Below are 21,228 nucleotides of genomic sequence, written 5' to 3'. Positions count from 1 at the left end.
GCCGAGTGCCATCCCTGGCTCGCGGCAGACTCTGAAACTCACCCCCAACGATAGGAAACAACCATGTCCAAGAACATCAAAGCCGTGCCGACGGCTGAATACAACGCTGTGATCGCCACCGCCAATCAATACGTCGAAGGCCTGCGCATTGGCAGCGCGCAAGGCGTCGCTCAAGCCTTCCATAAAGAGGCAGTGATGTACGGTTTCACCAACGGCGAACTGCTCTGCGGCCCGATCAAGAACCTGTTCGACTTTGTCGAGAAGAACGGCGCAGCCCCCGAAATCAGCACGCGACTCGACGTGCTGGCGATCACCCCGACCACTGCGGTGGTGCGTGTGGACATGGAAACGGATGCAATTGGCGCCGACTACAACGACTACTTGACCCTGATCAAAATCAACGGTGTCTGGAAGGTCATTGCCAAGGTTTATCACCAGTTCGAGGTCTGAATACCGACCACTCCCGGCAGTTCGCTGCCGGGGATCAACACAAGAGGATTTATGTCATGCCGATGGTTGAGTTTGACGCTGTCCTGGACGGCGATGCACAAAAGATCTGGAACGTATTGAAGCAGTTTGGCCAGATTCAGAACTGGCATCCCTCGATCGTGAGCAGCCAGATCGAAGGCGGTGCAGCGCAGAGGGTGGGTTGTATTCGCACCCTCACGCTGACCGATGGCGCGGTTGTCAGAGAACGCTTGTTGGCGCTTGATGACTCAGCATTATCGCTGTCCTACCGCTTTGAAGAGGCACCTTTACCGCTGGATAACTACGTGGCCAGCGTGAAGTTGGTCGCTTTGACGGGACAGAACAAAACGCTCATCAGTTGGTCGGCAAGTTTCGATCCTCAAGAGCTGAATACCGCTGAGCACTATCAGGCACTGATCCAAAGCCTGATCGTTGAGGGTCACAATGGGCTGCAGGCATTGATCGCTCAGCATTGACATCACACCGTTTACACGCCCACATTCCCGTAAGGAATGCAGGGCATAAAATTAATGAATTTTTCTTATCTGATGTCTCGGCGTAGTTTCTTCTGAAACAGAAAGGAGTCTCGTCGTGAACCCAACATCAGCAGAAAAATTCGACACCTTGCGCGCCAGCGAATACGCCCGGCAAAGTCGCATCGCCCTGGCCGGCTACGACGCCTGTCACGATCTGGCGGCCTGCATATTGGCCGCCAGTCTCGGTTCGCGCCCGGCGAACATACTGGTGGTCGGCGCGGGCGGTACGGCACAGGAAATCATTGCGATGGCGGCGCTGGAACCGCAGTGGCGTTTCATCGCGGTCGATCCTTCCGCACCGATGCTTGAAGCCGCCGTGCAGCATTTGGAGGCCAACGACTTGCTACATCGGACGCAGGTTCATCTCGGGCATGTCGAGGACTTGCCGGCCGATGCGCAATTCGACGCGGCGACATTGATCGGCGTGCTCCATCATCTGAACGGTGACGATCCCAAGCGCCAGATCCTGCAAACGATTCAGGCACGTCTCAAGCCGGGCGCGCCGCTGATTGTCGCGGGCAATCATTACGCCTACGCCAGCCAACCATTATTGCTGCAGGCGTGGGGGCAGCGTTGGCGCCAGCAGGGTGCCAGTGCGGAGGAGGTGAAGGCCAAGCTGGGCAAGATTCTGCAAGGCGCCGATCCGCCGCATTCCGAGGCGGCGGTTCAGGCGCTGTTGCATGAGGCCGGATTTGGCGAGGCGACGCGGTTTTTCAGCAGTCTGTTCTGGGGCGCGTGGCTGACGTGTAAAACCGACGCCGCTAAAAGTAGCGACTCGGCACTTCCCCCAACACTTGCTTGAACACCGTCGCAAACGCACTGGAGCTGCTGTAGCCCAAGTCCATGGCGACCTGTGTGACCGACTGACCTTTGCCCAGCATGACAATCGCCGCCAGCAGACAGGCTTGCTGCCGCCATTCGATATAGCTGATCCCGGTGTGCAGCCGAAAGTGTCGGGTGAAGGTGCGTCGGCTCATGCCCGCCCGTTGCGCCATGTCGTCGATACCGACCTCCAGCGAAGGCTGCTGCAGAAACGCGCGGCACACCATTGCCAGTCTAGGTTCTGCCGGTAACGGCGCATTGAGCGAAAGCACGGGCATGCTGGCGATTTCATGCAGCAGCAAGCCCATCAAATGGCCGTCATGCCCTTGAGTGGAATAGCGCGCGGGGACATCGATGGCTTTCAACAGCAAATGGCGCAACAACGGCGACACCTCCAGCACCTGACATTGCCCCGGCAGTTCGAGGCGCTGCGCCGCTTGTTTGCGGATATAGGTGTTGTGCAGCGTGACAGTCCCGCGCATTTGCATGGAGTGGCGCAGTTGCGCGGGTACCCAGATGCCGCGCTGCGGCGGCACGACCCAGTTACCGTCATCGGTAAACACGGTGATGACACCGCTGGCCGCGTAGGCGAATTGGCCGCGCTGGTGATCGTGCAGCGGGAACAGCGTGCCGTCCGCGTAATCAATGGCGGTCACGACGGCGTCGCGCGGGGTGTTCTGATAGGGATGACTGGAGATTTCTCGCATGGCCCGATTCTAATGAAAGTTGGCCTGTGACTGAAAGCAGGCCAGGTCGATTGCCGGCATATTTCTCCGCGCCCGAGTACTTCCGCTCGGCGCCGGGAAAGATTGACCATGCAAAAGAAGCATCTTGTACTCGCCGTTCTGGTGACGGCTGTCTGGGGATTGAACTTCCCCGTGACCAAACTCGGCCTTGCGGCTATCGACCCGCTGCTGCTGACCGCACTGCGTTTCACGTTGGCCGCATTGCCCTGGGTGTTTTTCGTCGAACGTCCACGTGTGGCGTTCCACTGGCTGGCTGCTTACGGACTGATTTTCGGCGTGGCGATGTGGGCGTTGATCAACCTCGGTATCGCTTGGGGCGTGCCCCCCGGAACGGCATCGCTGCTGATCCAGTTCAGTGCGTTTTTTACCTTGGGTTGGGGCGTGGTTTTTTTCGGCGAACGTCTGGGACGGCTGCAATGGCTTGGCACTTGGTTGGCTGTCGCCGGCCTGATGGGCATCGTAATGAGTCGCCCCGGCGACGCATCGGTGGCGGGTTTGGCACTGGTCATTGGCAGCGCCCTGGCGTGGAGCATTGGCAACGTCGTGATCAAGGTCTCGAAGGTGCGTGAGATTTTTGCGTTTGTGGTGTGGGCGAGCCTGTTTCCTCCCATCCCGCTCATGCTGCTGACGTGGCTGCTGCATGGCACCGCACCGTTCACTGCACTGCCGTCGCAGCTCAACGCGATAACCGTGTTTTCGCTGGCGTTTCAGGTCTATGCCGCGACGCACTTCAGTTATTGGGGATGGAACTTGCTGTTGCGCGAATACCCGATATCGCGAGTGGCACCGTTGTCGCTGTTGATTCCTGTGTTCGGGATCTTCAGCTCGATGGCGATCTTCGGCCAGTATCCAAGCCTCTTTGACTGGCTTTCGATCTCGCTGGTTTTACTGGCGATCCCCTTGGGATCAGGGCATGTGCACGGAATGCTTTTGCGCCTTCGGGTACGGCATTAATGTTCAGCAGTGGATGCCAGCCACTGTGCCCTGGATAACCCGTAGCACTTGCACTGGGCAGGTGCACCGGAGAGGTTTAGCTCGGCGTCATACAAGTGCCCGGCGCCGATTTTCAACAGCGCTTTTTGCGAACGAAGGTTGGCGGGGCCGATGTGGAAATAGACGGTGTCGTAGACCTTGAAAGCATGTTCCAGCATCAATCGTTTCAACTCACGATTGGCATCGCCACCCCATTTCGCCCGCACCAGAAAGGTGTAGCCGATGGCGATACTCTCGGGTTGATCGGGCGGCGTGTAGTAGCTCGACATACCGACGATCTGCCCCGACTCGATATCGATGACGGCAAGTGCTTTCTGGCTGGCGAGCCGAGCGGCGAAGTACGCTTCAAACACTTGCCGTTCATAGCGATCGCTGGCGGGGTGGCCGGCCCAGATCAGTGGATCACTGGCGGCCAGGAACAGCGCTTCAAAGTCACTGGCAGCCAATGTCCGCAGCTTCAGCGTGCTTGCGTACAGAGCGGGTTGGCAGTCGAAGTCGCCTACAGGCATGGTTTGCGTTCCTGGTCGAACTGGGGAATGCGACCAGTTTAGGGCGGCAAGAGGTTAAGGAAAGATCCAATTCGAGGAGGATTTGTGGGGCCACTCGGTCCAGGAGCTCGGCCTGATGAGTGGGGGGATTATCCGGCAAATAATCTGCCTTATATCATTCTAAGCAACGCCGCTTTGATAATGGCTTCTGAACGTGTTGAAGAATTCATTTTTCGGGTGAACTGTTTGACGTGAAAGTATACGGTCGCACGCGTGACGTTGATGGTGTCGGCCACCTGCTTGGATGTCAGGCCATCAGCGAGCAAGCGCATGATGCGTACTTCACGAATATTTAGCTGACTACTTGCTACGGATTGGCTGCATTTCGACAGGTGACTTATTTTTTGGGCGACCATTCGTGATTCCGAGAACAATGTTTCGTAGGTCTCATTGAAGTCAATGTCGGGTCGGTCTGTGTTCGCCCAAATCAGAGTCAATGACGCCACGCTGCCGTTACGCATGGGATAAATTAACGTCGAAGCATCTGCCACGCGTTTGGCTGCAGACGTTTTTATCAATGTGACAATGCTCGGCGAGGACACGGGCAGCCCGCTGCTCCAGTGATGTATTTCTACGTCACTGGCTATATCCAGAACCGGGTCCATCATCCAGATTTTTTCCTGGTCGTAGATAACCCGACAGGAAAAGTCAAAGTTGTCGGTGAGATAGACTTTCGGAAGTGATACAGGTACCGCCGCCTTGTAGAAAATTGCGTAATGGCTGCAGTTTGTCTTTAGCAGGATCCTCCTTGTTAGTTCCCTTTGAAACGTGCCCGCGAATGAAACTCGCGCGTAGTCAAATGCTTGTCGAAAATCAACGTTATGTTTAGCCACGACCATATCTATCCTTGATTCGGTATCAGGGGCGAACCGTCAGGCTAGCTAGAGGTTGCAGAGTTTTCAACCAGACAGGCGCAAGTCGACTCAGGGACAAGGTCGCGTAGCACATGAATATGTTGAAAAACTATCAACATTAGTAGTGATAGGGCGTTTTTTTCAACCACCCTGATCGTGGCTGCCGTTGATGGGCAGCCGAGTACGCTGAAGAATCTGCCTAAAATAATGGAGAAAACTATCATGAATGATATCGACACGATCACTAACGCATGGGGGCGCTGGAAAACTGCTCAATACGGAACAACCTGCTGGTTTACTGAAAGCACACAATATGCCCGTAACAAAGACACCAAGAACTACATGCAATATCAAACCAATGTGACGCCACCAAAAGATCTGGTGTACTCGAGTTTTGTGCAAAAAGATGGTGGCAGCGCTTTGTTAGGTAAATACGACACTGTCAATGACGGCGGTCAGGTCATAGAACATGTGGTGAGCTTGCAACAAGGGTTGACGGATACCTTTACCTGGAGCGTTACGGAACAACTCAAAGTCGGCGTCACGGTAAAAGCCAACGCGGGCATTCCACTTGTAGGTGGCGCGGAGACAAGCAGTACCGTTGAAATGACCCTGTCTTCTACGCAGGGCGCGAGCGAGTCCAAGGCCTCCAACTATGGGGCGTCGACCAAAGTGCCAATTTCTCCCCACACCCACGGTTGGGGTGAGGTTGACTTGAGTTTCACCGAACTAAACACCCAGTGGGTCGGGAACGTCTGGCTGCAAGGATACGTTGCCATCTGGTTCAATAATAAAGTGGCAATCAACAATAACGGTGATTACCACTATTTGTGGTTCATCCCGGTTCAACAGGTTTTCTCCGAGTGTATTCAACATAACATCATCAGCACTTCCGGCTACATCGTACAGGGCGGCGGAGTGACTGCTCAGGCCAGCGGAACGTTCCACAGCAGCATGGGCCTGAGCTTGAAAACCATCGCCCATGAACAGCCATATCCCGGAAAATCCGAAGCGGTCAAAACCTATTACGGTTATGTGAGTACTCGACCGGAAGTAGAATTTAAAAGCATCTCAGCTATCAATGAATCGAGAGATAACGTGGATTAACGATCGTCTCTGATTAATCAGTAGACCCGGCCAGCACTTCTGAAGAAAGAAGGGCTGGCCAGGCTCAAAGTCTGTTTCCGGCCATTCAAGGGGAAGCTGAGGGGGATTTCAGCTTTCGCTGGTTTCGACTGGCTCTGCGGCTTCAGCTTCCAGTTTTGCCCGATCAGCCTTGCTGATGTATTTGGGCTTTTTCGGCGCCAGTTTGGCGCTGGCCTTTTTGGCCTTTTCCTTGAACAACTGCTTGAGTTTCTTTTGACGATTCATGTTTTCTGTCCGGCCTACAAGTTTGAATAACGACTAGCGAAGGGCGTAAACGTACGCATCAATGGACGAGCCACAAGATAGGCTGCACTTTGCCCTCAAAAAGGGGCGAATCCTGACGTAAGCCTCCGTCCAAGGCAATGCCATTCCTCACATTGCGATGAAGTCGCGCACAGCTTTGATGGTCGGCGCCGGGGCTTCTTCCATCAACCAATGTCCTGCCGTCGGAATCACCACCTCGGTGACGTTGTCCGCAGCATTGCGCATGACGATCGCTTCGTTGTTGCCAAAGGACTTTTCACCGCCCACGGCCAGCACCGGCATGCTCAAGTGTTTCTGCAGGACGGGAGCGTTGTCGAGGGCGTCCTGACGAATGCTGCGGAACTGGGCGAATGCGGCGTGCATGGCGCCGGGGCGGGCGTATAGCTTAGCGTAGTGCTGACGGGTGCCTTCATCGACCTTGGCCGGATTGCCGGCAAACTCATTCCAGAAGCGATCGAGGTAGATGCGCTCACGCCCGGCCACCAGACGCTCCATGTCCGCACCGCCAAAGTCGAAGTGCCAGAGCATCGGCGAACGAACAATGTCATTCCACGGGGTGATGCCGGGCACGGGCGCGTCCATCACCACCAGGCGCTCGGTCAGTTCGGGATAGCGCGCGGCATAGGCGAACGCGACCATGGTGCCGATGTCATGCCCGATGACCACCGAATGTTCGATCTTCAGCGCGCTCAACACCTGACGAATGTCGCCGGCCTGAGTCTTTTTGTCATAGCCGCCCTCGGGAATCGACGACAACCCCATGCCGCGCAGATCCGGCACCACCACGGTGTGGTCGCGGGCCAGATCCGCCGCCAGCGGCGCCCACATGTCGCCGGTATCACCGAAACCATGCAACAGCACCACGGCCGGACCCTTGCCACCGACCCGCACGTGCATTGTCGCGCCTTCGACCTTGATGTCCTGAGTGTGGAAGGTCGGCGGGAAGGGGACGACGTCGGCAAAAGCCTGGAAACTCAGGGCAAGAAGGGCGAGGGCGGTCAGTAGCGGGCGAGTCATGACGAAGTCTCCAAGCGTGGGGGGATGGAGAGAGCGTAGACGTATCGATCAGGGCCGCAGGAGTTTCACTTGGAAGCGAACGCCGCCTCGATAAACGCCCCCAGCGCCATCTCCTCAAGAATTTCGATAGAGAAGCGGCCGAAGCGCTTCGGCAGCCAGATGATGCGCATTGCGGACGGGTGTCGATGGGCTGGGCGTAATCGACGATCGGCCAGCCGGGATAAACTAAGCTGATGTGTAACGTCAGGATGACACAGGAGCATCCCACCATGAAGGCGCGCCGCATGATCAAGTCACGCACGTTGATTGCAACGATTTCGTCCCTTGCGCTGGTTTTCAGTTCGGCGATGGCACTGGCCGATCCCGGTAATGGAAAAGGTCAGGGGCAGGGCAATGGCAAGGGAAATTCGCAGAATGTGCAGGGCCACGGTAACCAGAAAGGTAACGGCAACAAGGGCAACAACTCGGGTGGTGACTGGAGTCATGGCCCAAGCATCGATCACGGCAATGTGCTCGGGATTGTTGGCGGCTACCGCGACTACTGGAGCCCGGGGCCTGCGCTGCCACCGGGCATTCAAAAGAATCTTGCACGCGGCAAAGCATTGCCACCCGGTATCGCGAAAAAGCTCGATGGACGCCTGGTCGGTCACCTGCCGCATTACGATGGCTACGAATGGCAGCAGGTGGGCACTGATCTGATCCTGGTCGCGTTGGCCACCGGCCTGATTTACGAGGTGCTCAACGGGGCGTTTGATTAAGCTTTCCAGCCCGTTGCGCACCACCCACGCCGATCAGACGATTTTCAAAGCACTCAGCACGATCAGCGATTGCTCGGCGAAAGCCTGAGCCTGTTCGGTCAGCGCGGCAATGTTGGCTTCGGCAGTGGTCAGCGGTTTGCCGTCCTTGAGCAACACTTCGTTTTGTTCGGCGATGACGCTCCACACCAGTTGCGCCCACTCCGCCGGGTGCTGTTTGCCTTGGCGGATTGCAATCAGGAACAGTTGCTGGAAACGACTGACCGTGACGCCGCCACCGGTGACCGGACTGCTCAACACCTGAATGTCAGCGTTGAACAGCGCGCGCTTGCACAGTTGCAAGTTGAACGCGGCGCAGCGTTCGTACACCAGCGCCTCGGCGGCTTCGCTCTGGCAAGGGGCTACCGCGCCCATGCCGACCAGGATGGCGATGGCCTGTTCCAGATCGTCGTAGGCCATTGGCGACACCGCATCGAGCAACTGTTGCATCGTTCTGGCTTCATAGGTCTGACCCGCGAGTGCATTGAGGAGCGGGCGGTAAATTTCCGCTTGCAGTGACGCTTCGCCAGCGGGGCCGGTGACGCTGGACGCTACGTTTTCTGCCGGTTGCATCAGGACAAATCGCGTATTGAGCATGCGCGAGCGGCGCTCGGTGGCGCTCAGTCGGTTGGCACCGCGCACGTACAGGTCGCGACGGAAAGCCTGGTTGACGAAGTAGTCACGCGCCTGCTCGCGCATCACCGGATGTTCGATACCGTCGAGAAAGGCCAGGCCTTCAGCGCTCAGGTTGAGTGCATCGACCGAATCCAGCGGCACCGCTGTGGTGACGTAATCGAGCTTGGCCGGGGCCAGCGCATCCACCATGTCGGCGAAATACATGCAGTTCCAGTCGCGATTGAAATATTCGTGGGCGACGTATTGGCGATCCTGACCTTTGATGGTCTGCAGTCGCGCGCCCAGGCTCGGCGCGGCGATGGCGTACTTGGGGTTGGCCGCCAGCAGCGCTTCGGAAAACTGCAACGCAGCATCGATGCGCTGATCCGGCCGCGTCGAGTGGCTGGCAAAGCGGTCGTGCAGGCTGAACAATTGGCGCAACGGCGCTGAAGGCGACCAGCCCGGGAAGGCGTTGTAGCTGACGTACAGGTGACCACCCGGTTTGAGGTGGCGCCGGGCGAATTCGACAATCAGCTTCTGGTTGTCACGGCTGACCCAGGTCCAGATGCCATGCAGGCTGATGCTGTCGAACTGCGGCAAATCATGGCGCGCCAGCAGTTGCTCGAAGCTGTCGTCATAGAGTCTTGCGCCGTTGTTGCTGAGTTCCGCCAGCTCAATGGCGTGAGCCGCCTGACCAGGGTGGAAGTCCGTACCGACGAAGCCTGCCGGGTTGGCCGTGGCGTGAATATTGATCGACACACCCTGACCAAAACCGAGTTCGCAGTGATAACCGTCGGGATTGTCGAGGCCGGCAAAGCCGCGTAACAACAGGCAGTAACGCTGGAAAACCGGATTGATTTCCCGGCTATAGCTGTAGGTGTAGCCTTCGTCGGTGAAATAACCTTCGTTCCAGGCATTGCTCATGGGTGCAGCCTCTTGAATCGTAATGGAAAGTGGCTCTTGTAAAAGGCATGGACGTGCGTCGTTCAGTCTTGCGCAGGCCACCCGCATGTTGTCGGCAGGATCGAACCATTCGATAGGGTTCGTGCTGATATTTTGCCGGGTTATTCATGATCGGAGTTGGTCGCTCCTCACAAACGCACGCCCATCTCCAGGGCACGGGTCTCGAAGCCGAACTCGGCATACATGCGCACCGCGCGCTCGTTGAAAGGCCAGACCGTCAAGCGCAAGTCCTGCGCATTCTGCTCGATAGCCCAGTCTTTAACCCGCTGAATCAGCGCGCGGCCAATGCCTTTGCCCCAGAACGGTTCGGCGACACACACCGAACCGATGCGCACCACGTTCTGTGGCTGCATCAACGGCCCGGAACTGGCGGACAGGGTGGCCGTAATGAACGCGGCGGGCTGATCTCCCACACTGGCGATGAAGGCGATCTGACCGGGCTTTTCGAATACACCGGCCCAGTGCGGCAAGTCGCGGGCAAAATCATCAGTCGCGGCGGCGTAGATATCGGGGCGGGCGGCGTGGTGGACCGAGTTGAGCAATTGGCCCAGCTCGCACATCGCCATAGCATCTTCGGCGGTGGCGGTGCGGTAGGTAATGATTTCTTCCATGATAAAAATTGCTCCCTGGATGTGTTCATAAGCTTCGCATCCTGCGGCAAACGGCGAAAGTATGCATCCCGGATCCTGCAGGCATTTCAACGAAGCCGGGGGCACCTGGGTCGCTTTTTCAGGCAAATCTGTGCATTGAATGTTTCTGCGTTAAACGAATAATCGAGCGCTCGAATCTTTTGGAGTTGGGCACTGTATGGAAGCGTTACGCATTCAATCTGGCGACATTTATCGTTCACGGACGGCAGCCTCGGAGAGTCGCCCATGAGCCTGCATACCCGCACCAAACGCTTGACCGTGCCGCAACTGGTCGCGATGAAAGGCCAACAGAAAATCGTCTCGCTGACGGCGTACTCCAGCAGTATCGCCAAGCTGATCGACCCGATCGTCGACTTTATTCTGGTCGGCGATTCCACGGCCATGGTCGGTTATGGCCGCGCCTCGACGCTGAGCATGCAGCTCGAAGAAATCATCGGCCACACGCGGGCGGTGGTCGATAGCACGCGCCTGGCCTGTGTGGTGGCCGACATGCCGTTTGGCAGTTATCAAGAATCCCACGAGCAGGCCTTTCGTAATTGCGCTCAGGTATTGGCGCGTACCGGTTGCGACGCGGTCAAACTGGAAGCCAACAAGGCCTTGGCGCCGACGGTCGAGTTTCTTGTAGCCCGTGGTATTCCGGTCATGGCCCATGTCGGCTTGATGCCGCAGTTCGTCAATGTCATGGGCGGTTTCAAGGCTCAGGGCCTGACCGCTGAAACCGGTGCAGTGATTGCCGAAGACGCCCGGGCCAATCTCGACGCGGGCGCCTTCAGCCTGTTGCTCGAAGGCGTGGCGGAGGGCGTGGCGCGGCAGATTACTCTGGACTCGCCAATGCCCACCATCGGCATCGGCGCCTCACCGGCCTGCGACGGCCAGGTGCTGGTCACCGAAGATGTGCTCGGCCTGGGCGGTGAGCATCTGCCGCGCTTCGTCAAACGCTACGCCGATGTCGGCGCGGTGATCAGCGAGGCATGCGCGCAGTTTGCTGAGGATGTGCGGCATGGTCGGTTTCCTGAAGCGCGGCATTGCTATGGACTTTAAGCGCGGTTTTCTTCGTTGAGCGCCTGCGCCAGTCGTTCCACTGCGTGGCCGATGTCCTTGTCCCAGTCGAGGGTGTAACTCAGGCGCAGGTACTGCTTCCAGGCGCCTTGCTGGCTGAAGATCTCGCCGGGGGCGACCACGATCCGCTCGGTCAGCAGGCGCTCGAACACCCGTTGCATGTCGATCGGCCGCACAGCCTTGAGCCAGAAGCTCGCACCGCCCTGTGGGGCGACTACCTGCCACTGACCGTTACCGTGTTCTTCCAGCAAGGTCTGTAGCTGTTGCATGCGCTTGCGCAACAGTGCTCGCAGGGTGGTCAGGTGCTGATCGATGCGCCTGGAGCTGTAAAGTCTGGCAATCGCTTTCTGCCGAATTGGCGAGAGGCGAAATCCGCGTTGCATAAACAATCGATGAAATTGCGCGGCCTGCTGGCGACACAGCACATAGCCGTACGGCGCTTCACCGCCAATAATCTTGTCGAACGTCGAGAACACCACCAGTTTGTCCGGATCAGCAAAATCGCGATAGCGCGCGGGTGAATCGGAGAAACACAACTCGCCCCATGTGTCGTTTTCGAACAGCCAGATATCGCGCTCGGCCAGCCAGTGACAGATCTGCTGTTTATCCTGTGCTGGCATCAACTGGCCTTGGGGAATATTCACCGTGGAGGACAGCACCGCCAGGCGCACCGGTTCGCGCGTGAGTAACGCCTTCAACGCGGTTAGATCGAAGCGGCCGTCATCACCGAGGGGCATTTCGATGACGCGGATATTGGCCGCCTGCAACTGGCGCAGAATCGCCCATGAGCAAGGCGATTCCACCAGCGCCACGCTGCCGCCGAGATTCAAGGCACTGAGCGACAACTCCAATACACTGCGCAGGTCGGCGCCGATATACGCCTGCTCGGCCTGCCAGTGGTTGTGAGCAGCACGGGTGTAGCGTTCCGCCAGGGTGGCGCGCAATTCCGGCTCGCCGAGTGGCTGATAGAGCGGTGCATTCGAGGGCGGGTATTGGCGAGTCAGCTCACGCTCCATCATCAACAACGGCCCCTGCAGCGACAGCAGCATCGCCGGGGCATCGCTGCTCAGCGCCAGCATGCCGGGCTGACGGGCGCTGGCGAAGACGTGGTCCAGAAGATTGCCGGAGCTGGTCGTCACAGGCGCCGCCGGCATCGACCGGGTGAAATAGCCGAACCTGGGTTTGGCGTGGATTCTGCCTTCGTCCTCGAGCAGTGCGTAGGCATATTTGGTCGTCGACACCGAAACGCCGAGGCGCAGGGCCAGTTGTCGCAGGGACGGCAGTTTCTGCTCAGTCGTGCCACTGGCCGCCTCGATCAATCCGATGAGGTAGTGGTAGACCGCTTGATAGGCGAACGCGGTGTCGTTGGGGGGCGTCAATGCTGTTCTCCTTGATTGTCAGCCTACGAAGCAAACGGAAGATTGTGCCAAAGCAGTCAGCTGTCCGTTTGCGCCGCCGCCCAGTGCTTCATCTCTTCAGCAATGAAGTGATTGACTAGGTCGCTGTACATTTTCTCAATGGCATCTGCATTCAAACCTTCGTTTTCGGCCCAGTCGCGACGGGTTGCCAACATCGCCTGAAAACGCTCCGGTGCCCGCACTGAGGTCGCCGAGGTCTTGAACTTCGAGGCCGCGAGTACGTACTGAAAGCGCTTGCCCAGCAGTTTGATCACCGCTTGATCGAGTCGGTCGATTTCACTTCGAATATCTTGCATGTCCGCACAGTCGGCGGGTTGTAACGTGTTGATGACGTCCATGTGCGTCTGAGCCTCTCGAGTTGTTGTTGATATTGCGGCGGGTTTTCAGCGGGTAAGAGCAGCGTTGTTTGTCACTTTGCGTGCTTCAGACAGCTCAGTGAGAAACGCCAGAATCTGCGGCACACCGCAAAGATGAACGACTGGAATCTGCGGCCCGACGCTAGCACGCATCGCTTCAATGCTCGGGCGATTGACCCGGTCAAAATTCCACACGTATTTCAGAAATTGCAGAAATGCGCGGTCCAGCCGCTCGGTGCAGCCGACGGGAAGATCCGCGCGCGGGCGATTCAGGGCGCTGCGCAGAATGACCCGCTTCATGCAGGTCAGCCGAGGCGTATCCAGCCAGATCACCAGGTCGGCACGGGGCAGTCGCAGATCGAAGGTGCGCCGCGAATAATTGCCTTCGCAGATCCAGGTGTCGCCCGCCACGGCTTGGCGAACCCGTTCACGGAACATTTCATTGACCGGCTCTACCCAGCCTGGCTCCCAGAACAGCGGGTCGAGGTGAACCACCGCCAGATCCAGACGCCGGCCGATTTCGCGGGCGAGGCTAGATTTGCCGCTGCCCGAGTTGCCCAGAATGACGATGCGTTGCATGTGCAAATCCCTTGCTGCAAAAAGTCGGCAAGTCTAAATCAAGCGTTACCGGAATTCCGAAAAAAACGCTCTGGGCGGCACGGTTGAAGGGCAGCAGATGACCGGCGATCCAGCAGCTCTTCACTGGCGAGGCGCCCGACGATTGCCGCCAGCGTCACACCGGGATGCATCGCACAAACGTAGACCCCGCCGACACCGGGCAAGTAACCGACCGCGGGTATGCCATCAGCGGGCATAGGTCTCAGTCCGACGGCGACGGTTTGCGCCTCAATCAAAACCACCCCGTGAAGTTCTTTGCGTATGGCTTCGGCGGTTTGCCGGGCGATGTCAGTCGGCGAGTTGCCTGGCGTCTCTCCCCAATAATCTTCAGCGGCCAGCAACGTGCCGTCGGCGCTTTGCCGAATTTCCATTTCGGGGCTGGAGATGATGCCTTTGACCAGGCCCGGTTGGGTCTTGTAGCGGATGAAAATGGCGGGCGAAGCGTCGATGGGCAGGGAGACGTTGAGCATCTGGGTTAACTGCCGGGTGGCAGTCCCCGCAGCAAGCGCAACGAGGTCGGCATCAAACGTGCCCGCTGTGGTTTCAACGCCGGTGACATCTGCGTTGCAGGTTTTGAAACCGGTCACTCGGGTTTGCGTGAGCAATTGCGCCCCCAGCGCCCGGGCGCCGGCAATCAAGGCGTGGGTGGCCTGCACGGCGTCGAGTGCGCCTTCTTCCGCGCGATACAACGCGCGGGGAGGGGGATTTTTCAGGTTGGGCTCGCGGGCAAGCACCTCGGCAGACGATAACAATGTCGCCGACGCCGGATACTCTGCTGATTCGCTGTACGACAGCGCTCCGGTCCAGCGAATCTGCACATCCGGCAGCTCGGTTTCGAGTCGTCGGTAGGCTTCTATGGCCATCCCGCGCAACTGCGCAATCGGATCAGCGCCGGCGTGCGTGGCATTGATCCAGGCGAAAGAGCTTGCCGTCACGCCGCTCGCGATCTCGCCGGCCTCGATCAACGTGACCTGTGCACCTTTGCCGGACAGGTGATACGCAAGAGAGGCACCGACGATGCCTGCACCCACCACCACAATTCGCCCACGTGTTTTCTGTTTCATTTCAACATTCCCTGTTGTCGACGGCTGATCCTGCAACAGGGGTGACAATGCGAGCAACCAGAAAAAAGCCCGGCCAAAGCCGGGCTCGTCCACTTGCAACGGATCAAGCAGCCATATTTCCCGCGGCCATTTCCTTCTTGCAGCTGGCCTTCATTGCTTCCATCTGCGCGCCCAGTTCTTCGAGTTTTTCCTTGCCCAGAAGCTTTTTCGCCTGAGGAAACATTTCCGTCTCTTCCTCTTCGATATGGTGTTCGAGCAATTCCTTGACCACTTTCACTCGACCGGAAAACTCCGGGGTGCCCGGGTCGGTCAGTTTCAGATCGGGCAGCACCAGTGAGTCCACGGTGCGGTGTTCTTCCTTGGCTTCGAAGTACATGACGTCCTGTTCCTTACTGCCGGCGACCTTAAACGCGGGGTAGAGGATTTCCTCTTCGAGGCGGGTATGGATGGAGATTTCCATTTCCAGTTTGCCCAACAGCTCGACGCGTTTTTTCAGCGCGCGCTCGGTTGAATCACTGAGTTGGCTAAGGATGTCTTTGACTTTTGCATGATCGGCTTTGAGAAGGTCGATGGCGTTCATGGCGCTGCCTCTGCTGTCACGGAGTTAACACAGGCCGTTGTTTCACGGCGCTGTGAATGCCCTGATTCAGTCGCATTTGCCATGCCAGTCCGTGGCGAATGCTCAATCGCTCTGGATCAAGGGCTTGCGCCGACACGGGCAAAAAGCCTTCGTGCAGCCTGCATGAAGAGGACATTGCAGGCATTGCAGATCACGGCTTCGTCAGATGACAAGCGCCGCGTGCCGGGCAGTCAATCGGATTACGACGCTGAATGACTGACATGCTTGGGCCCCGCCAACGCCCAGGCAATCAAGCCGAACAACGGCACAAACACGATCAGCACGATCCACACGCCTTTGTTGCTCGCTTTCCCCTCGCTCTTGCGCACCCGATTGATGGCCCAGAGTTCGATTAGCAGAAGAACTGCCGCCAGTACGATCCACACGGTTTCGATTTGCATTGGCTACCTCCTGATGGTCTGTGCGTTAGGTGGCGTGCGGTGCGACGGGTTCATTTATTTTTGTTCAGGGCATTGAGCTGGCGAGCGAGCTCCAGTGCCACCCGACCGCTGTTAAAGGTCGGCAGCAGGTGAGTGAAAGGGATGTCGATCATTCGGTTCTCGCGCACCGCGCGCAGTTGCGACAACACCGGGTCGTGGGTCAGCAGATAGCGTTTGCGCCTGGCGGGCGACCATTCGGCGTCGGCCAGCAGGATCACGTCCGGGTCGCTGGCCAGCAGGGTTTCGCTGTTGACGGTGACTCGATACAGGTTTATGTCGGCGAACACATTGCGTGCCCCGGCAGCCGCCAGCAGAGGAGTGACAAAACCACGTCGGCCCTCGCTGTCGAGGCCTTTGACTTCACTGTCGAGATAGAACACTGACAATGGTTTAGCCGTACCGGCCAAGGCTAGGGCGCTGGCAATATCCTTTTCCATGGAGTCGATCAACGCTTGGGTTTTTTGCTGCTGGTGCAGCAGCTTGCCCAGCGTCAGCAAGTCATTGCGTACATGCGCGAAATAATCCAGCGAATGCCCGTTGCAGGCGGATTCCAGCAGATACGAACCCACGCCATTACGCGCAAGCCCCGAGCGGGAAGTCACACCGTCGGCGAATGCCGTGGCAAACCCGCCGATCACCAGATCCGGCCTCGCAGCGTAAAGCACTTCGCTGGCCGGGTATTGCCGCGCGATCACCGGCACACCGAAATACTCGGAAGGCCGCTGCCCGGCACCGGTGTCATCCAGATACGCCACGCCGACCAGCGCTGGCCCGGCACCCAGTGCCAGCACGAGATCCGCCGCATGCTGATTGAGCGCGACGATGCGTGAGGGCGCAGCGGCGCGCCAGTCTTCGCCGCAATTACGGTAAGTGTCGGCGAGCGCGGGCGCGGCGCAGAGCAGGGCACTCAACAACATCCACAACCTGCTCATGGCCGCGCCTTGATCAGCAAATCCGCAACCACTTCACCGCCCACCAGATGCCCCTCGACCAGCCGCTGCACATCGTCTTTGCTGCGCACGCCATACCAGCAACGCTCCGGATACACCGTCACAATCGGCCCCAGATTGCACGGAAACTGACAATGCGTACGGGTCAGCAGAACGCCGCCCGGCGTCTCGATGCGATCGTGCGCGAGCAAATGCCGGCGCAGGGTTTTCCATAGCTGCAAGGCGCCGCGCTGGGTGCAGCGTGGGCCGGTGCAGAGGAACACATGGCGCGCGTGCTCGGGCACGTGCGACCAGTCCGGGTGCGTGTCGACGCCGTCGACGGTTTTGATCTCACTCATCAGAAGCGGTACGTGTAGCGCACTTCGGAGGTGAACGGCCGGCCGAGGTTGTCGACATTGCTCGAACGGCTGGTGACGTAATCGCGATCGAAGAGGTTTTCCACCAGCAGGCTCACGCGGTGTTGGTGGGCGTTGTCGAGGTAGCGATAAGCGTCGGCGTCGACCACTGAATAATTGCCGTACTCGACCTGCTTCGAGCTTTTGATATCGCGGATATAGCGGATCGCACCGCCAACGCCCCACAGGCGATTTTCCGATTCATAACCCACGCGCGAACGGGCGAAGAAGCTCGGGATGTCATTGATGGTCGCCCCCGTGCGGGATTCGGTGAGGTTGCGGGTCATGTCCGCTTGCAGACTCCACTGATCGTTGAGCGCCAGTTTGGCGTCGGCCTCGAAACCGCGCATCTGGATCGTGCCTTCACCGTTGACCCACTGAATGTCATCGAGGGTGATCAGGTCGTCGATCTTGCGTTTGAACAGGGTCACGCTGGCGCTGAATTCGCGATCGAGCAAGAAGCCTTTGTAGTCGACACCGAGTTCAGCGTTGCGGCTTTTTTCCGGTTTGAGATTGCGATTACCGATCTCGTCGCCCGGCTCGTTGACGAACAGTTGCTCGGCGTTCGGCAGTTTGTAAGCGCTGCCGTATTGGCCGCGCACCGACCAATTGTCATTGAGGTCATACAGCGAAGTGAGCATGCCGACCGTGGCACTGTCGCCGCCGCTCATGGCTTCGTGGCGCACACCGATGCTCGGATGCCAGTCGGGCAGGGCGTCGATCTGCGGTCGCAGTTGCGTGTAGAACGCATGGGCTTCGGCCTTGTCGTTGTCGATGATCAACACATCGTCCTGGCCCTTGAACCATTGGTTGTCGCTGCCGAACACCAGCACATGGCCGCCGCGCAGTTCAGCCTTGCCTTCGGCCTGCACGCCCCAATCGGTGAAGCCCCAATAGTCGTTGTGATTGATGACTTGGGTGCCGCCCCCGGCGATATTGTTGACGCGCGTGTAGCGGGTGTCCCAGTCGTTGATATGACTTTTGATGAAGTAGCTCAGGCGCTCGTTGACGGTCTGCTCGAAGGTCGCCGTGGCGATCTGCTGCACGCGGTCGTTGGTGGTGTTGTGGTTGTCGACCGGGCGGGCGAAGTCGAGATTGGCGTCGGCGTATTGGTAGAACAGTTCCAGCCGCGCATCATCGCCAAACGACTGAATCGCCTTGCCACCGAAGGTGGTGACTTCGTAGGCGCGGTTCTTCTCGCTGACGTTTTTCATGTCGCGGTTGCGATAGGGCTGGTAACCGTCGGAGACGTTGTGGCTGACATACGCCAGCAGACCGAGATCGCCAAAACCGTTCGTGAAGATGTTCTCGACCCGAGCGTCTTCGGTGGTGCCGCCGAAACTGTCGACGCCCAGATTCACTTCGCCAGAGGTTTTGCGCGATTGCGGGCTGCGGGTGACGATGTTGATCACACCCGACACGGCTTGAGTGCCGAACAACAGGCTCTGGCCACCCTTGAGCACTTCAATGCGCTCGATGGCATTGGCCGGCAGGGTGTCCAGATAGAGGCCGCCGTACAGGCGATTGTTCAGGCGTACGCCGTCAAGCAGGATCAACGTGTCGTCGTTGCGCCCGCCCAGCAGTGAATAAGTGCCGTAGTCGAACGGACCGTTTTTCGGTGCGACGTACAGACCGGGAATGAACATCTGCATGACGCGGCTGACATCGGCGCTGGGGCCGGCACGTTCGATCTGTTCGCGGCTGACGATCTCGACCTTGCTGCCGAACTTCGCCATCTCGGCGACGGTGGTGGATTCCACAGACGGTGCAGAAACGATTTGTTGATGGAGTTCCAGCGGCGCGTCGTCGGCCAGTAGCAGCGGGCTGAACAGGCAGCCAAGGAACAGGGTTGGAGCAGGAGTGTTGAAAGGTCGAATCATTGTCTTCTCGAAAAGGATCTTCGCAGAAGAGCATGCAGGAGAAGGCATCGCGCACAGCCAATACCGGCCCATGCCCGCCCACCGCAGGATTTTGCCAAACAAAATTTCAGGCCGGTCTCCGGGCTCGCGCGTATCGAGGCTTTCACCTTCCCATGGCCGTCTGGCCACAGTGGTGTATCGAAAGCATCACGCGCATACCGTTGCGGGGGCAGCACCGGACTTGTTCGAAAAGAACGTACCGGTTTCCCGTTTCACCCCATGCACGGCGGCATGGGACACCTGAAACTGGGCGGCATCTGAACATTCGAATGACCGTTCGTCAACTTTCGGGACCCGGGTTATGGGTATGCAAATGGCCAAAGTTGCCTATTGCCAAGCACCCGTCGCGCGCCAGACAATAAGAGTCATTATCACTCGCGAATTATTCCAGCCTCATGTCCGCCGACGAATTATCCCTGCGCAGCGCCGTCAATGACTTGTATTGCGACCATCACGGGTGGTTGAAAGGCTGGTTGCGCAAGCGTCTGAGCAACTCTTTCGATGCGGCCGATCTGGCGCAGGACACCTTCGTTCGGGTCATCAAGGCCCGCAGCGCTCTGGAGATTCGCGAGCCGCGTCCTTACCTGTCGATGATCGCCAAAGGCTTGCTCGTTGACCTGTTCCGCCGCCGTTCGCTGGAGCAATCCTGGCTGGAAGCGCTGGCGGCCATGCCACAAGAGCAACAGCCTTCGCTGGAAGAGCAGGCGATCCTGCTGCAGGCGCTGGTGGAAATCGACCGTCTGCTGCAAGGGCTGGGGCCGAAGGTCAAGCAGACCTTCATCCTGTCGCAGTTCGATGGCCTGACCTACCCGCAGATTGCCGAGCGCTTGAACATCAGCGTGCGCAGCGTCAACAACTACATGGCCAAGGCCATGGAGCATTGCTGTCTGATGCAGATTCAGATGCAACTGGCATGAGCCTGTCGCCCGCCGAACTGCAAGCGATCAGCGCCGCTGCCCGCTGGTACGCGCGTCTGCATTCCGGCATCGCCACCGAGGCCGACCGCGCTGCGTGGAACGACTGGTTGCGCGCCGATCCTGCCCATCAGCAAGCCTGGCAGCAGATGGCGGCGGTCGGCGAACAGATGGCCAGCGTGCCGGGCGCATTGGCGGCACCGGCGTTGCGCGGGGTCGAGCGATCCCGGCGGCAGGTATTGCGCAGCGTGGTGCTGCTGGCGTCGGCCGGGTCGCTGGGCTGGCTGGGCTGGCGCAGTGAGCCGTCGCAAAACCTGCTGGCCGATTTCCGTACCGGCGTGGGCGAGCGGCGCGAGTTTCGTCTGGCCGATGGCAGTGCCTTGCTGCTCAACACCGACACCTCGGTCAATCTGCGTTTCGACGGTCGCCAGCGGACCCTGGAATTACTGTGGGGCGAGATTCTGCTGAGCACCGCGGCCGATTCGTCGCAGCGTCCGTTCAAAGTATTGACCCGGCATGGCCAAGTGTTGGCGTTGGGCACGCGGTTTATCGTCCGCTCACAGGACAGCGGTGGCGAGGTGTCGGTTGTCGAGAAGGCGGTCGAAGTCAGCTCGGCCGGCGGTGGCTCCACCGTGCGTTTGGAAGCCGGACAATCAGTGGCTTTCAACAGTCGTGCGGTAGGCGCGATTCGCCGCAACGATGCGTCGGTCGGTGCCTGGCAGCAAGGCAGCATCATCGCGCTCAACCGTCCTCTGGCCGAGTTGCTGGCGGATATTTCGCGTTACCGCCATGGCGTGCTGCGGTGTGATGCGCGGATCGCCCAACTGAAGGTTTCCGGCGCATTCCCGATCGACAACACCGACCTCGCACTGGCGGCGCTGGAGAGTGGATTCTCCTTGCGCATCACGCGCTACAGCCGTTATTGGGTCAACGTGTCGCCGCCTGCCCAGTGATGGGCACCGTGAACCGGAAATGTTTTTTACAGCGTTTGCACTTTTCACGCACACCGTTCGGCTCATCCCTCAATGAGTTTTTATTCAGCGTTTCTGGGGGAGGGTAA

The 21,228-nt window shown here is 58.6% G+C and carries 25 protein-coding genes, 1 pseudogene and 1 riboswitch; of the genes and pseudogenes, 9 read left to right on the top strand and 17 right to left on the bottom strand.

Features of this window, described 5'->3' with window-relative positions; translation table 11 throughout:
• Positions 1-63: 63 nt before the first annotated feature.
• From VY732_RS17180 to VY732_RS17170, 3 genes are all read left to right on the top strand, one after another.
• Positions 64-450: a nuclear transport factor 2 family protein gene (locus VY732_RS17180; RefSeq protein WP_331691266.1), complete on the top strand. Its 387-nt coding sequence runs from the start codon at positions 64-66 to the stop codon at positions 448-450.
• Between the two features lie 56 nt (positions 451-506).
• On the top strand, positions 507-944 hold the full coding sequence (locus tag VY732_RS17175; protein WP_116029707.1) for an SRPBCC family protein: 438 nt from the start codon (positions 507-509) through the stop codon (positions 942-944).
• A 115-nt stretch (positions 945-1,059) separates the two neighbouring features.
• Complete coding sequence (locus VY732_RS17170; RefSeq protein WP_116029708.1) at positions 1,060-1,806, top strand: class I SAM-dependent methyltransferase; 747 nt, start codon at positions 1,060-1,062, stop codon at positions 1,804-1,806.
• Here VY732_RS17170 and VY732_RS17165 read toward each other — a convergent pair.
• A complete protein-coding gene (locus VY732_RS17165; RefSeq protein ID WP_331691265.1) occupies positions 1,766-2,533 on the bottom strand; it encodes an AraC family transcriptional regulator in 768 nt (255 codons plus the stop codon). The two genes, VY732_RS17170 and VY732_RS17165, sit on opposite strands and share 41 nt — an antisense overlap.
• Positions 2,534-2,641: 108 nt before the next feature.
• Between VY732_RS17165 and VY732_RS17160 the strand changes: the two genes are divergently transcribed.
• Positions 2,642-3,526: an EamA family transporter gene (locus VY732_RS17160; protein WP_331691264.1), complete on the top strand. Its 885-nt coding sequence runs from the start codon at positions 2,642-2,644 to the stop codon at positions 3,524-3,526.
• Here the strand turns inward: VY732_RS17160 and VY732_RS17155 are convergent.
• Together VY732_RS17155 and VY732_RS17150 are read right to left on the bottom strand one after the other, a co-directional pair.
• Entirely contained in the window at positions 3,523-4,074 is a 552-nt protein-coding gene (locus VY732_RS17155; protein WP_331691263.1) for a GNAT family N-acetyltransferase, read from the bottom strand. The genes VY732_RS17160 and VY732_RS17155 overlap by 4 nt on opposite strands.
• Before the next feature lie 149 nt (positions 4,075-4,223).
• Positions 4,224-4,946: a helix-turn-helix transcriptional regulator gene (locus VY732_RS17150; protein ID WP_176091719.1), complete on the bottom strand. Its 723-nt coding sequence runs from the start codon at positions 4,944-4,946 to the stop codon at positions 4,224-4,226.
• 243 nt (positions 4,947-5,189) lie between these two features.
• On the opposite strand from VY732_RS17150, the gene VY732_RS17145 reads away from it, so the two are divergent.
• Complete coding sequence (locus VY732_RS17145) at positions 5,190-6,074, top strand: ETX/MTX2 family pore-forming toxin (protein ID WP_116029712.1); 885 nt, start codon at positions 5,190-5,192, stop codon at positions 6,072-6,074.
• Between the two features lie 108 nt (positions 6,075-6,182).
• On the opposite strand, the gene VY732_RS17140 is transcribed toward VY732_RS17145, so the two are convergent.
• The 3 genes and pseudogenes from VY732_RS17140 to VY732_RS17130 all read right to left on the bottom strand — a co-directional run.
• Positions 6,183-6,338 carry a DUF2986 domain-containing protein gene (locus VY732_RS17140; protein ID WP_077572520.1) on the bottom strand — a complete coding sequence of 52 codons (156 nt, stop codon included), beginning with the start codon at positions 6,336-6,338 and terminating at the stop codon, positions 6,183-6,185.
• Positions 6,339-6,485: 147 nt separating this feature from the next.
• Positions 6,486-7,394, bottom strand: a complete 909-nt coding sequence (locus VY732_RS17135) for an alpha/beta fold hydrolase (RefSeq protein ID WP_077572521.1) — start codon at positions 7,392-7,394, stop codon at positions 6,486-6,488.
• A gap of 65 nt (positions 7,395-7,459) precedes the next feature.
• Positions 7,460-7,573: pseudogene (locus VY732_RS17130) on the bottom strand (VOC family protein); the annotation flags it as partial.
• 105 nt (positions 7,574-7,678) lie between these two features.
• Between VY732_RS17130 and VY732_RS17125 the strand changes: the two are divergent.
• A complete protein-coding gene (locus VY732_RS17125; protein ID WP_176091721.1) occupies positions 7,679-8,152 on the top strand; it encodes an anti-virulence regulator CigR family protein in 474 nt (157 codons plus the stop codon).
• A gap of 33 nt (positions 8,153-8,185) precedes the next feature.
• On the opposite strand, the gene VY732_RS17120 is transcribed toward VY732_RS17125, so the two are convergent.
• Together VY732_RS17120 and VY732_RS17115 are read right to left on the bottom strand one after the other, a co-directional pair.
• On the bottom strand, positions 8,186-9,727 hold the full coding sequence (locus VY732_RS17120) for a class I SAM-dependent methyltransferase (RefSeq protein WP_077572523.1): 1,542 nt from the start codon (positions 9,725-9,727) through the stop codon (positions 8,186-8,188).
• 167 nt (positions 9,728-9,894) lie between these two features.
• Positions 9,895-10,377, bottom strand: a complete 483-nt coding sequence (locus tag VY732_RS17115; protein WP_331691262.1) for a GNAT family N-acetyltransferase — start codon at positions 10,375-10,377, stop codon at positions 9,895-9,897.
• A gap of 264 nt (positions 10,378-10,641) precedes the next feature.
• Here VY732_RS17115 and panB point away from each other — a divergent pair, with 264 nt between their 5' ends.
• Entirely contained in the window at positions 10,642-11,457 is an 816-nt protein-coding gene (panB, locus tag VY732_RS17110; protein ID WP_123593284.1) for a 3-methyl-2-oxobutanoate hydroxymethyltransferase, read from the top strand.
• On the opposite strand, the gene VY732_RS17105 is transcribed toward panB, so the two are convergent.
• The 9 genes from VY732_RS17105 to VY732_RS17065 all read right to left on the bottom strand — a co-directional run bounded on the left by VY732_RS17105 (position 11,454) and on the right by VY732_RS17065 (position 19,215).
• Positions 11,454-12,854: an aminotransferase-like domain-containing protein gene (locus VY732_RS17105; protein WP_331691261.1), complete on the bottom strand. Its 1,401-nt coding sequence runs from the start codon at positions 12,852-12,854 to the stop codon at positions 11,454-11,456. The genes panB and VY732_RS17105 overlap by 4 nt on opposite strands.
• A gap of 56 nt (positions 12,855-12,910) precedes the next feature.
• Positions 12,911-13,231 carry an isochorismate lyase gene (locus VY732_RS17100; protein ID WP_123450279.1) on the bottom strand — a complete coding sequence of 107 codons (321 nt, stop codon included), beginning with the start codon at positions 13,229-13,231 and terminating at the stop codon, positions 12,911-12,913.
• 45 nt (positions 13,232-13,276) lie between these two features.
• Positions 13,277-13,828, bottom strand: a complete 552-nt coding sequence (locus tag VY732_RS17095) for an AAA family ATPase (protein ID WP_077572529.1) — start codon at positions 13,826-13,828, stop codon at positions 13,277-13,279.
• Between the two features lie 38 nt (positions 13,829-13,866).
• Positions 13,867-14,931, bottom strand: a complete 1,065-nt coding sequence (locus tag VY732_RS17090; protein ID WP_331691259.1) for an NAD(P)/FAD-dependent oxidoreductase — start codon at positions 14,929-14,931, stop codon at positions 13,867-13,869.
• A gap of 103 nt (positions 14,932-15,034) precedes the next feature.
• A complete protein-coding gene (locus tag VY732_RS17085) occupies positions 15,035-15,511 on the bottom strand; it encodes a hemerythrin domain-containing protein (protein ID WP_331691258.1) in 477 nt (158 codons plus the stop codon).
• Between the two features lie 239 nt (positions 15,512-15,750).
• Complete coding sequence (locus VY732_RS17080; protein ID WP_077572531.1) at positions 15,751-15,951, bottom strand: PLDc N-terminal domain-containing protein; 201 nt, start codon at positions 15,949-15,951, stop codon at positions 15,751-15,753.
• Positions 15,952-16,001: 50 nt separating this feature from the next.
• A complete protein-coding gene (locus VY732_RS17075; protein ID WP_331691257.1) occupies positions 16,002-16,922 on the bottom strand; it encodes an ABC transporter substrate-binding protein in 921 nt (306 codons plus the stop codon).
• On the bottom strand, positions 16,919-17,278 hold the full coding sequence (locus VY732_RS17070; protein ID WP_331691256.1) for a (2Fe-2S) ferredoxin domain-containing protein: 360 nt from the start codon (positions 17,276-17,278) through the stop codon (positions 16,919-16,921). The genes VY732_RS17075 and VY732_RS17070 overlap by 4 nt, the downstream gene beginning before the upstream one ends.
• Positions 17,278-19,215, bottom strand: coding sequence for a TonB-dependent receptor plug domain-containing protein (locus tag VY732_RS17065; RefSeq protein ID WP_331691255.1), 1,938 nt, complete (start codon positions 19,213-19,215; stop codon positions 17,278-17,280). Before VY732_RS17065 ends, VY732_RS17070 begins: the two co-directional genes overlap by 1 nt.
• A gap of 92 nt (positions 19,216-19,307) precedes the next feature.
• Positions 19,308-19,513, bottom strand: a riboswitch (cobalamin riboswitch).
• A 136-nt stretch (positions 19,514-19,649) separates the two neighbouring features.
• Here VY732_RS17065 and VY732_RS17060 point away from each other — a divergent pair.
• Together VY732_RS17060 and VY732_RS17055 are read left to right on the top strand one after the other, a co-directional pair.
• Entirely contained in the window at positions 19,650-20,171 is a 522-nt protein-coding gene (locus tag VY732_RS17060; RefSeq protein WP_116029724.1) for a sigma-70 family RNA polymerase sigma factor, read from the top strand.
• A complete protein-coding gene (locus VY732_RS17055) occupies positions 20,168-21,121 on the top strand; it encodes a FecR domain-containing protein (protein WP_116029725.1) in 954 nt (317 codons plus the stop codon). Before VY732_RS17060 ends, VY732_RS17055 begins: the two co-directional genes overlap by 4 nt.
• Positions 21,122-21,228 lie beyond the last annotated feature (107 nt).

The organism is Pseudomonas sp. ZY71 (assembly GCF_036542145.1).
In the GTDB taxonomy this organism is placed as follows: Bacteria; Pseudomonadota; Gammaproteobacteria; order Pseudomonadales; family Pseudomonadaceae; genus Aquipseudomonas; species Aquipseudomonas koreensis_A.
This window is presented reverse-complemented; position numbering and strand designations above follow the sequence as displayed.

What these genes read in the sequence shown, in the direction of transcription:
- VY732_RS17065 (WP_331691255.1), bottom strand. Translation starts at nt 19,215, where the DNA reads ATGATTCGACCTTTCAACACTCCTGCTCCAACCCTGTTCCTTGGCTGC.
- VY732_RS17140 (WP_077572520.1), bottom strand. Translation starts at nt 6,338, where the DNA reads ATGAATCGTCAAAAGAAACTCAAGCAGTTGTTCAAGGAAAAGGCCAAA.
- VY732_RS17180 (WP_331691266.1), top strand. Translation starts at nt 64, where the DNA reads ATGTCCAAGAACATCAAAGCCGTGCCGACGGCTGAATACAACGCTGTG.
- panB (WP_123593284.1), top strand. Translation starts at nt 10,642, where the DNA reads ATGAGCCTGCATACCCGCACCAAACGCTTGACCGTGCCGCAACTGGTC.
- VY732_RS17100 (WP_123450279.1), bottom strand. Translation starts at nt 13,231, where the DNA reads ATGGACGTCATCAACACGTTACAACCCGCCGACTGTGCGGACATGCAA.
- VY732_RS17135 (WP_077572521.1), bottom strand. Translation starts at nt 7,394, where the DNA reads ATGACTCGCCCGCTACTGACCGCCCTCGCCCTTCTTGCCCTGAGTTTC.
- VY732_RS17160 (WP_331691264.1), top strand. Translation starts at nt 2,642, where the DNA reads ATGCAAAAGAAGCATCTTGTACTCGCCGTTCTGGTGACGGCTGTCTGG.
- VY732_RS17175 (WP_116029707.1), top strand. Translation starts at nt 507, where the DNA reads ATGCCGATGGTTGAGTTTGACGCTGTCCTGGACGGCGATGCACAAAAG.
- VY732_RS17115 (WP_331691262.1), bottom strand. Translation starts at nt 10,377, where the DNA reads ATGGAAGAAATCATTACCTACCGCACCGCCACCGCCGAAGATGCTATG.
- VY732_RS17120 (WP_077572523.1), bottom strand. Translation starts at nt 9,727, where the DNA reads ATGAGCAATGCCTGGAACGAAGGTTATTTCACCGACGAAGGCTACACC.
- VY732_RS17085 (WP_331691258.1), bottom strand. Translation starts at nt 15,511, where the DNA reads ATGAACGCCATCGACCTTCTCAAAGCCGATCATGCAAAAGTCAAAGAC.
- VY732_RS17145 (WP_116029712.1), top strand. Translation starts at nt 5,190, where the DNA reads ATGAATGATATCGACACGATCACTAACGCATGGGGGCGCTGGAAAACT.
- VY732_RS17070 (WP_331691256.1), bottom strand. Translation starts at nt 17,278, where the DNA reads ATGAGTGAGATCAAAACCGTCGACGGCGTCGACACGCACCCGGACTGG.
- VY732_RS17060 (WP_116029724.1), top strand. Translation starts at nt 19,650, where the DNA reads ATGTCCGCCGACGAATTATCCCTGCGCAGCGCCGTCAATGACTTGTAT.
- VY732_RS17090 (WP_331691259.1), bottom strand. Translation starts at nt 14,931, where the DNA reads ATGAAACAGAAAACACGTGGGCGAATTGTGGTGGTGGGTGCAGGCATC.
- VY732_RS17165 (WP_331691265.1), bottom strand. Translation starts at nt 2,533, where the DNA reads ATGCGAGAAATCTCCAGTCATCCCTATCAGAACACCCCGCGCGACGCC.
- VY732_RS17125 (WP_176091721.1), top strand. Translation starts at nt 7,679, where the DNA reads ATGATCAAGTCACGCACGTTGATTGCAACGATTTCGTCCCTTGCGCTG.
- VY732_RS17080 (WP_077572531.1), bottom strand. Translation starts at nt 15,951, where the DNA reads ATGCAAATCGAAACCGTGTGGATCGTACTGGCGGCAGTTCTTCTGCTA.
- VY732_RS17055 (WP_116029725.1), top strand. Translation starts at nt 20,168, where the DNA reads ATGAGCCTGTCGCCCGCCGAACTGCAAGCGATCAGCGCCGCTGCCCGC.
- VY732_RS17075 (WP_331691257.1), bottom strand. Translation starts at nt 16,922, where the DNA reads ATGAGCAGGTTGTGGATGTTGTTGAGTGCCCTGCTCTGCGCCGCGCCC.
- VY732_RS17155 (WP_331691263.1), bottom strand. Translation starts at nt 4,074, where the DNA reads ATGCCTGTAGGCGACTTCGACTGCCAACCCGCTCTGTACGCAAGCACG.
- VY732_RS17095 (WP_077572529.1), bottom strand. Translation starts at nt 13,828, where the DNA reads ATGCAACGCATCGTCATTCTGGGCAACTCGGGCAGCGGCAAATCTAGC.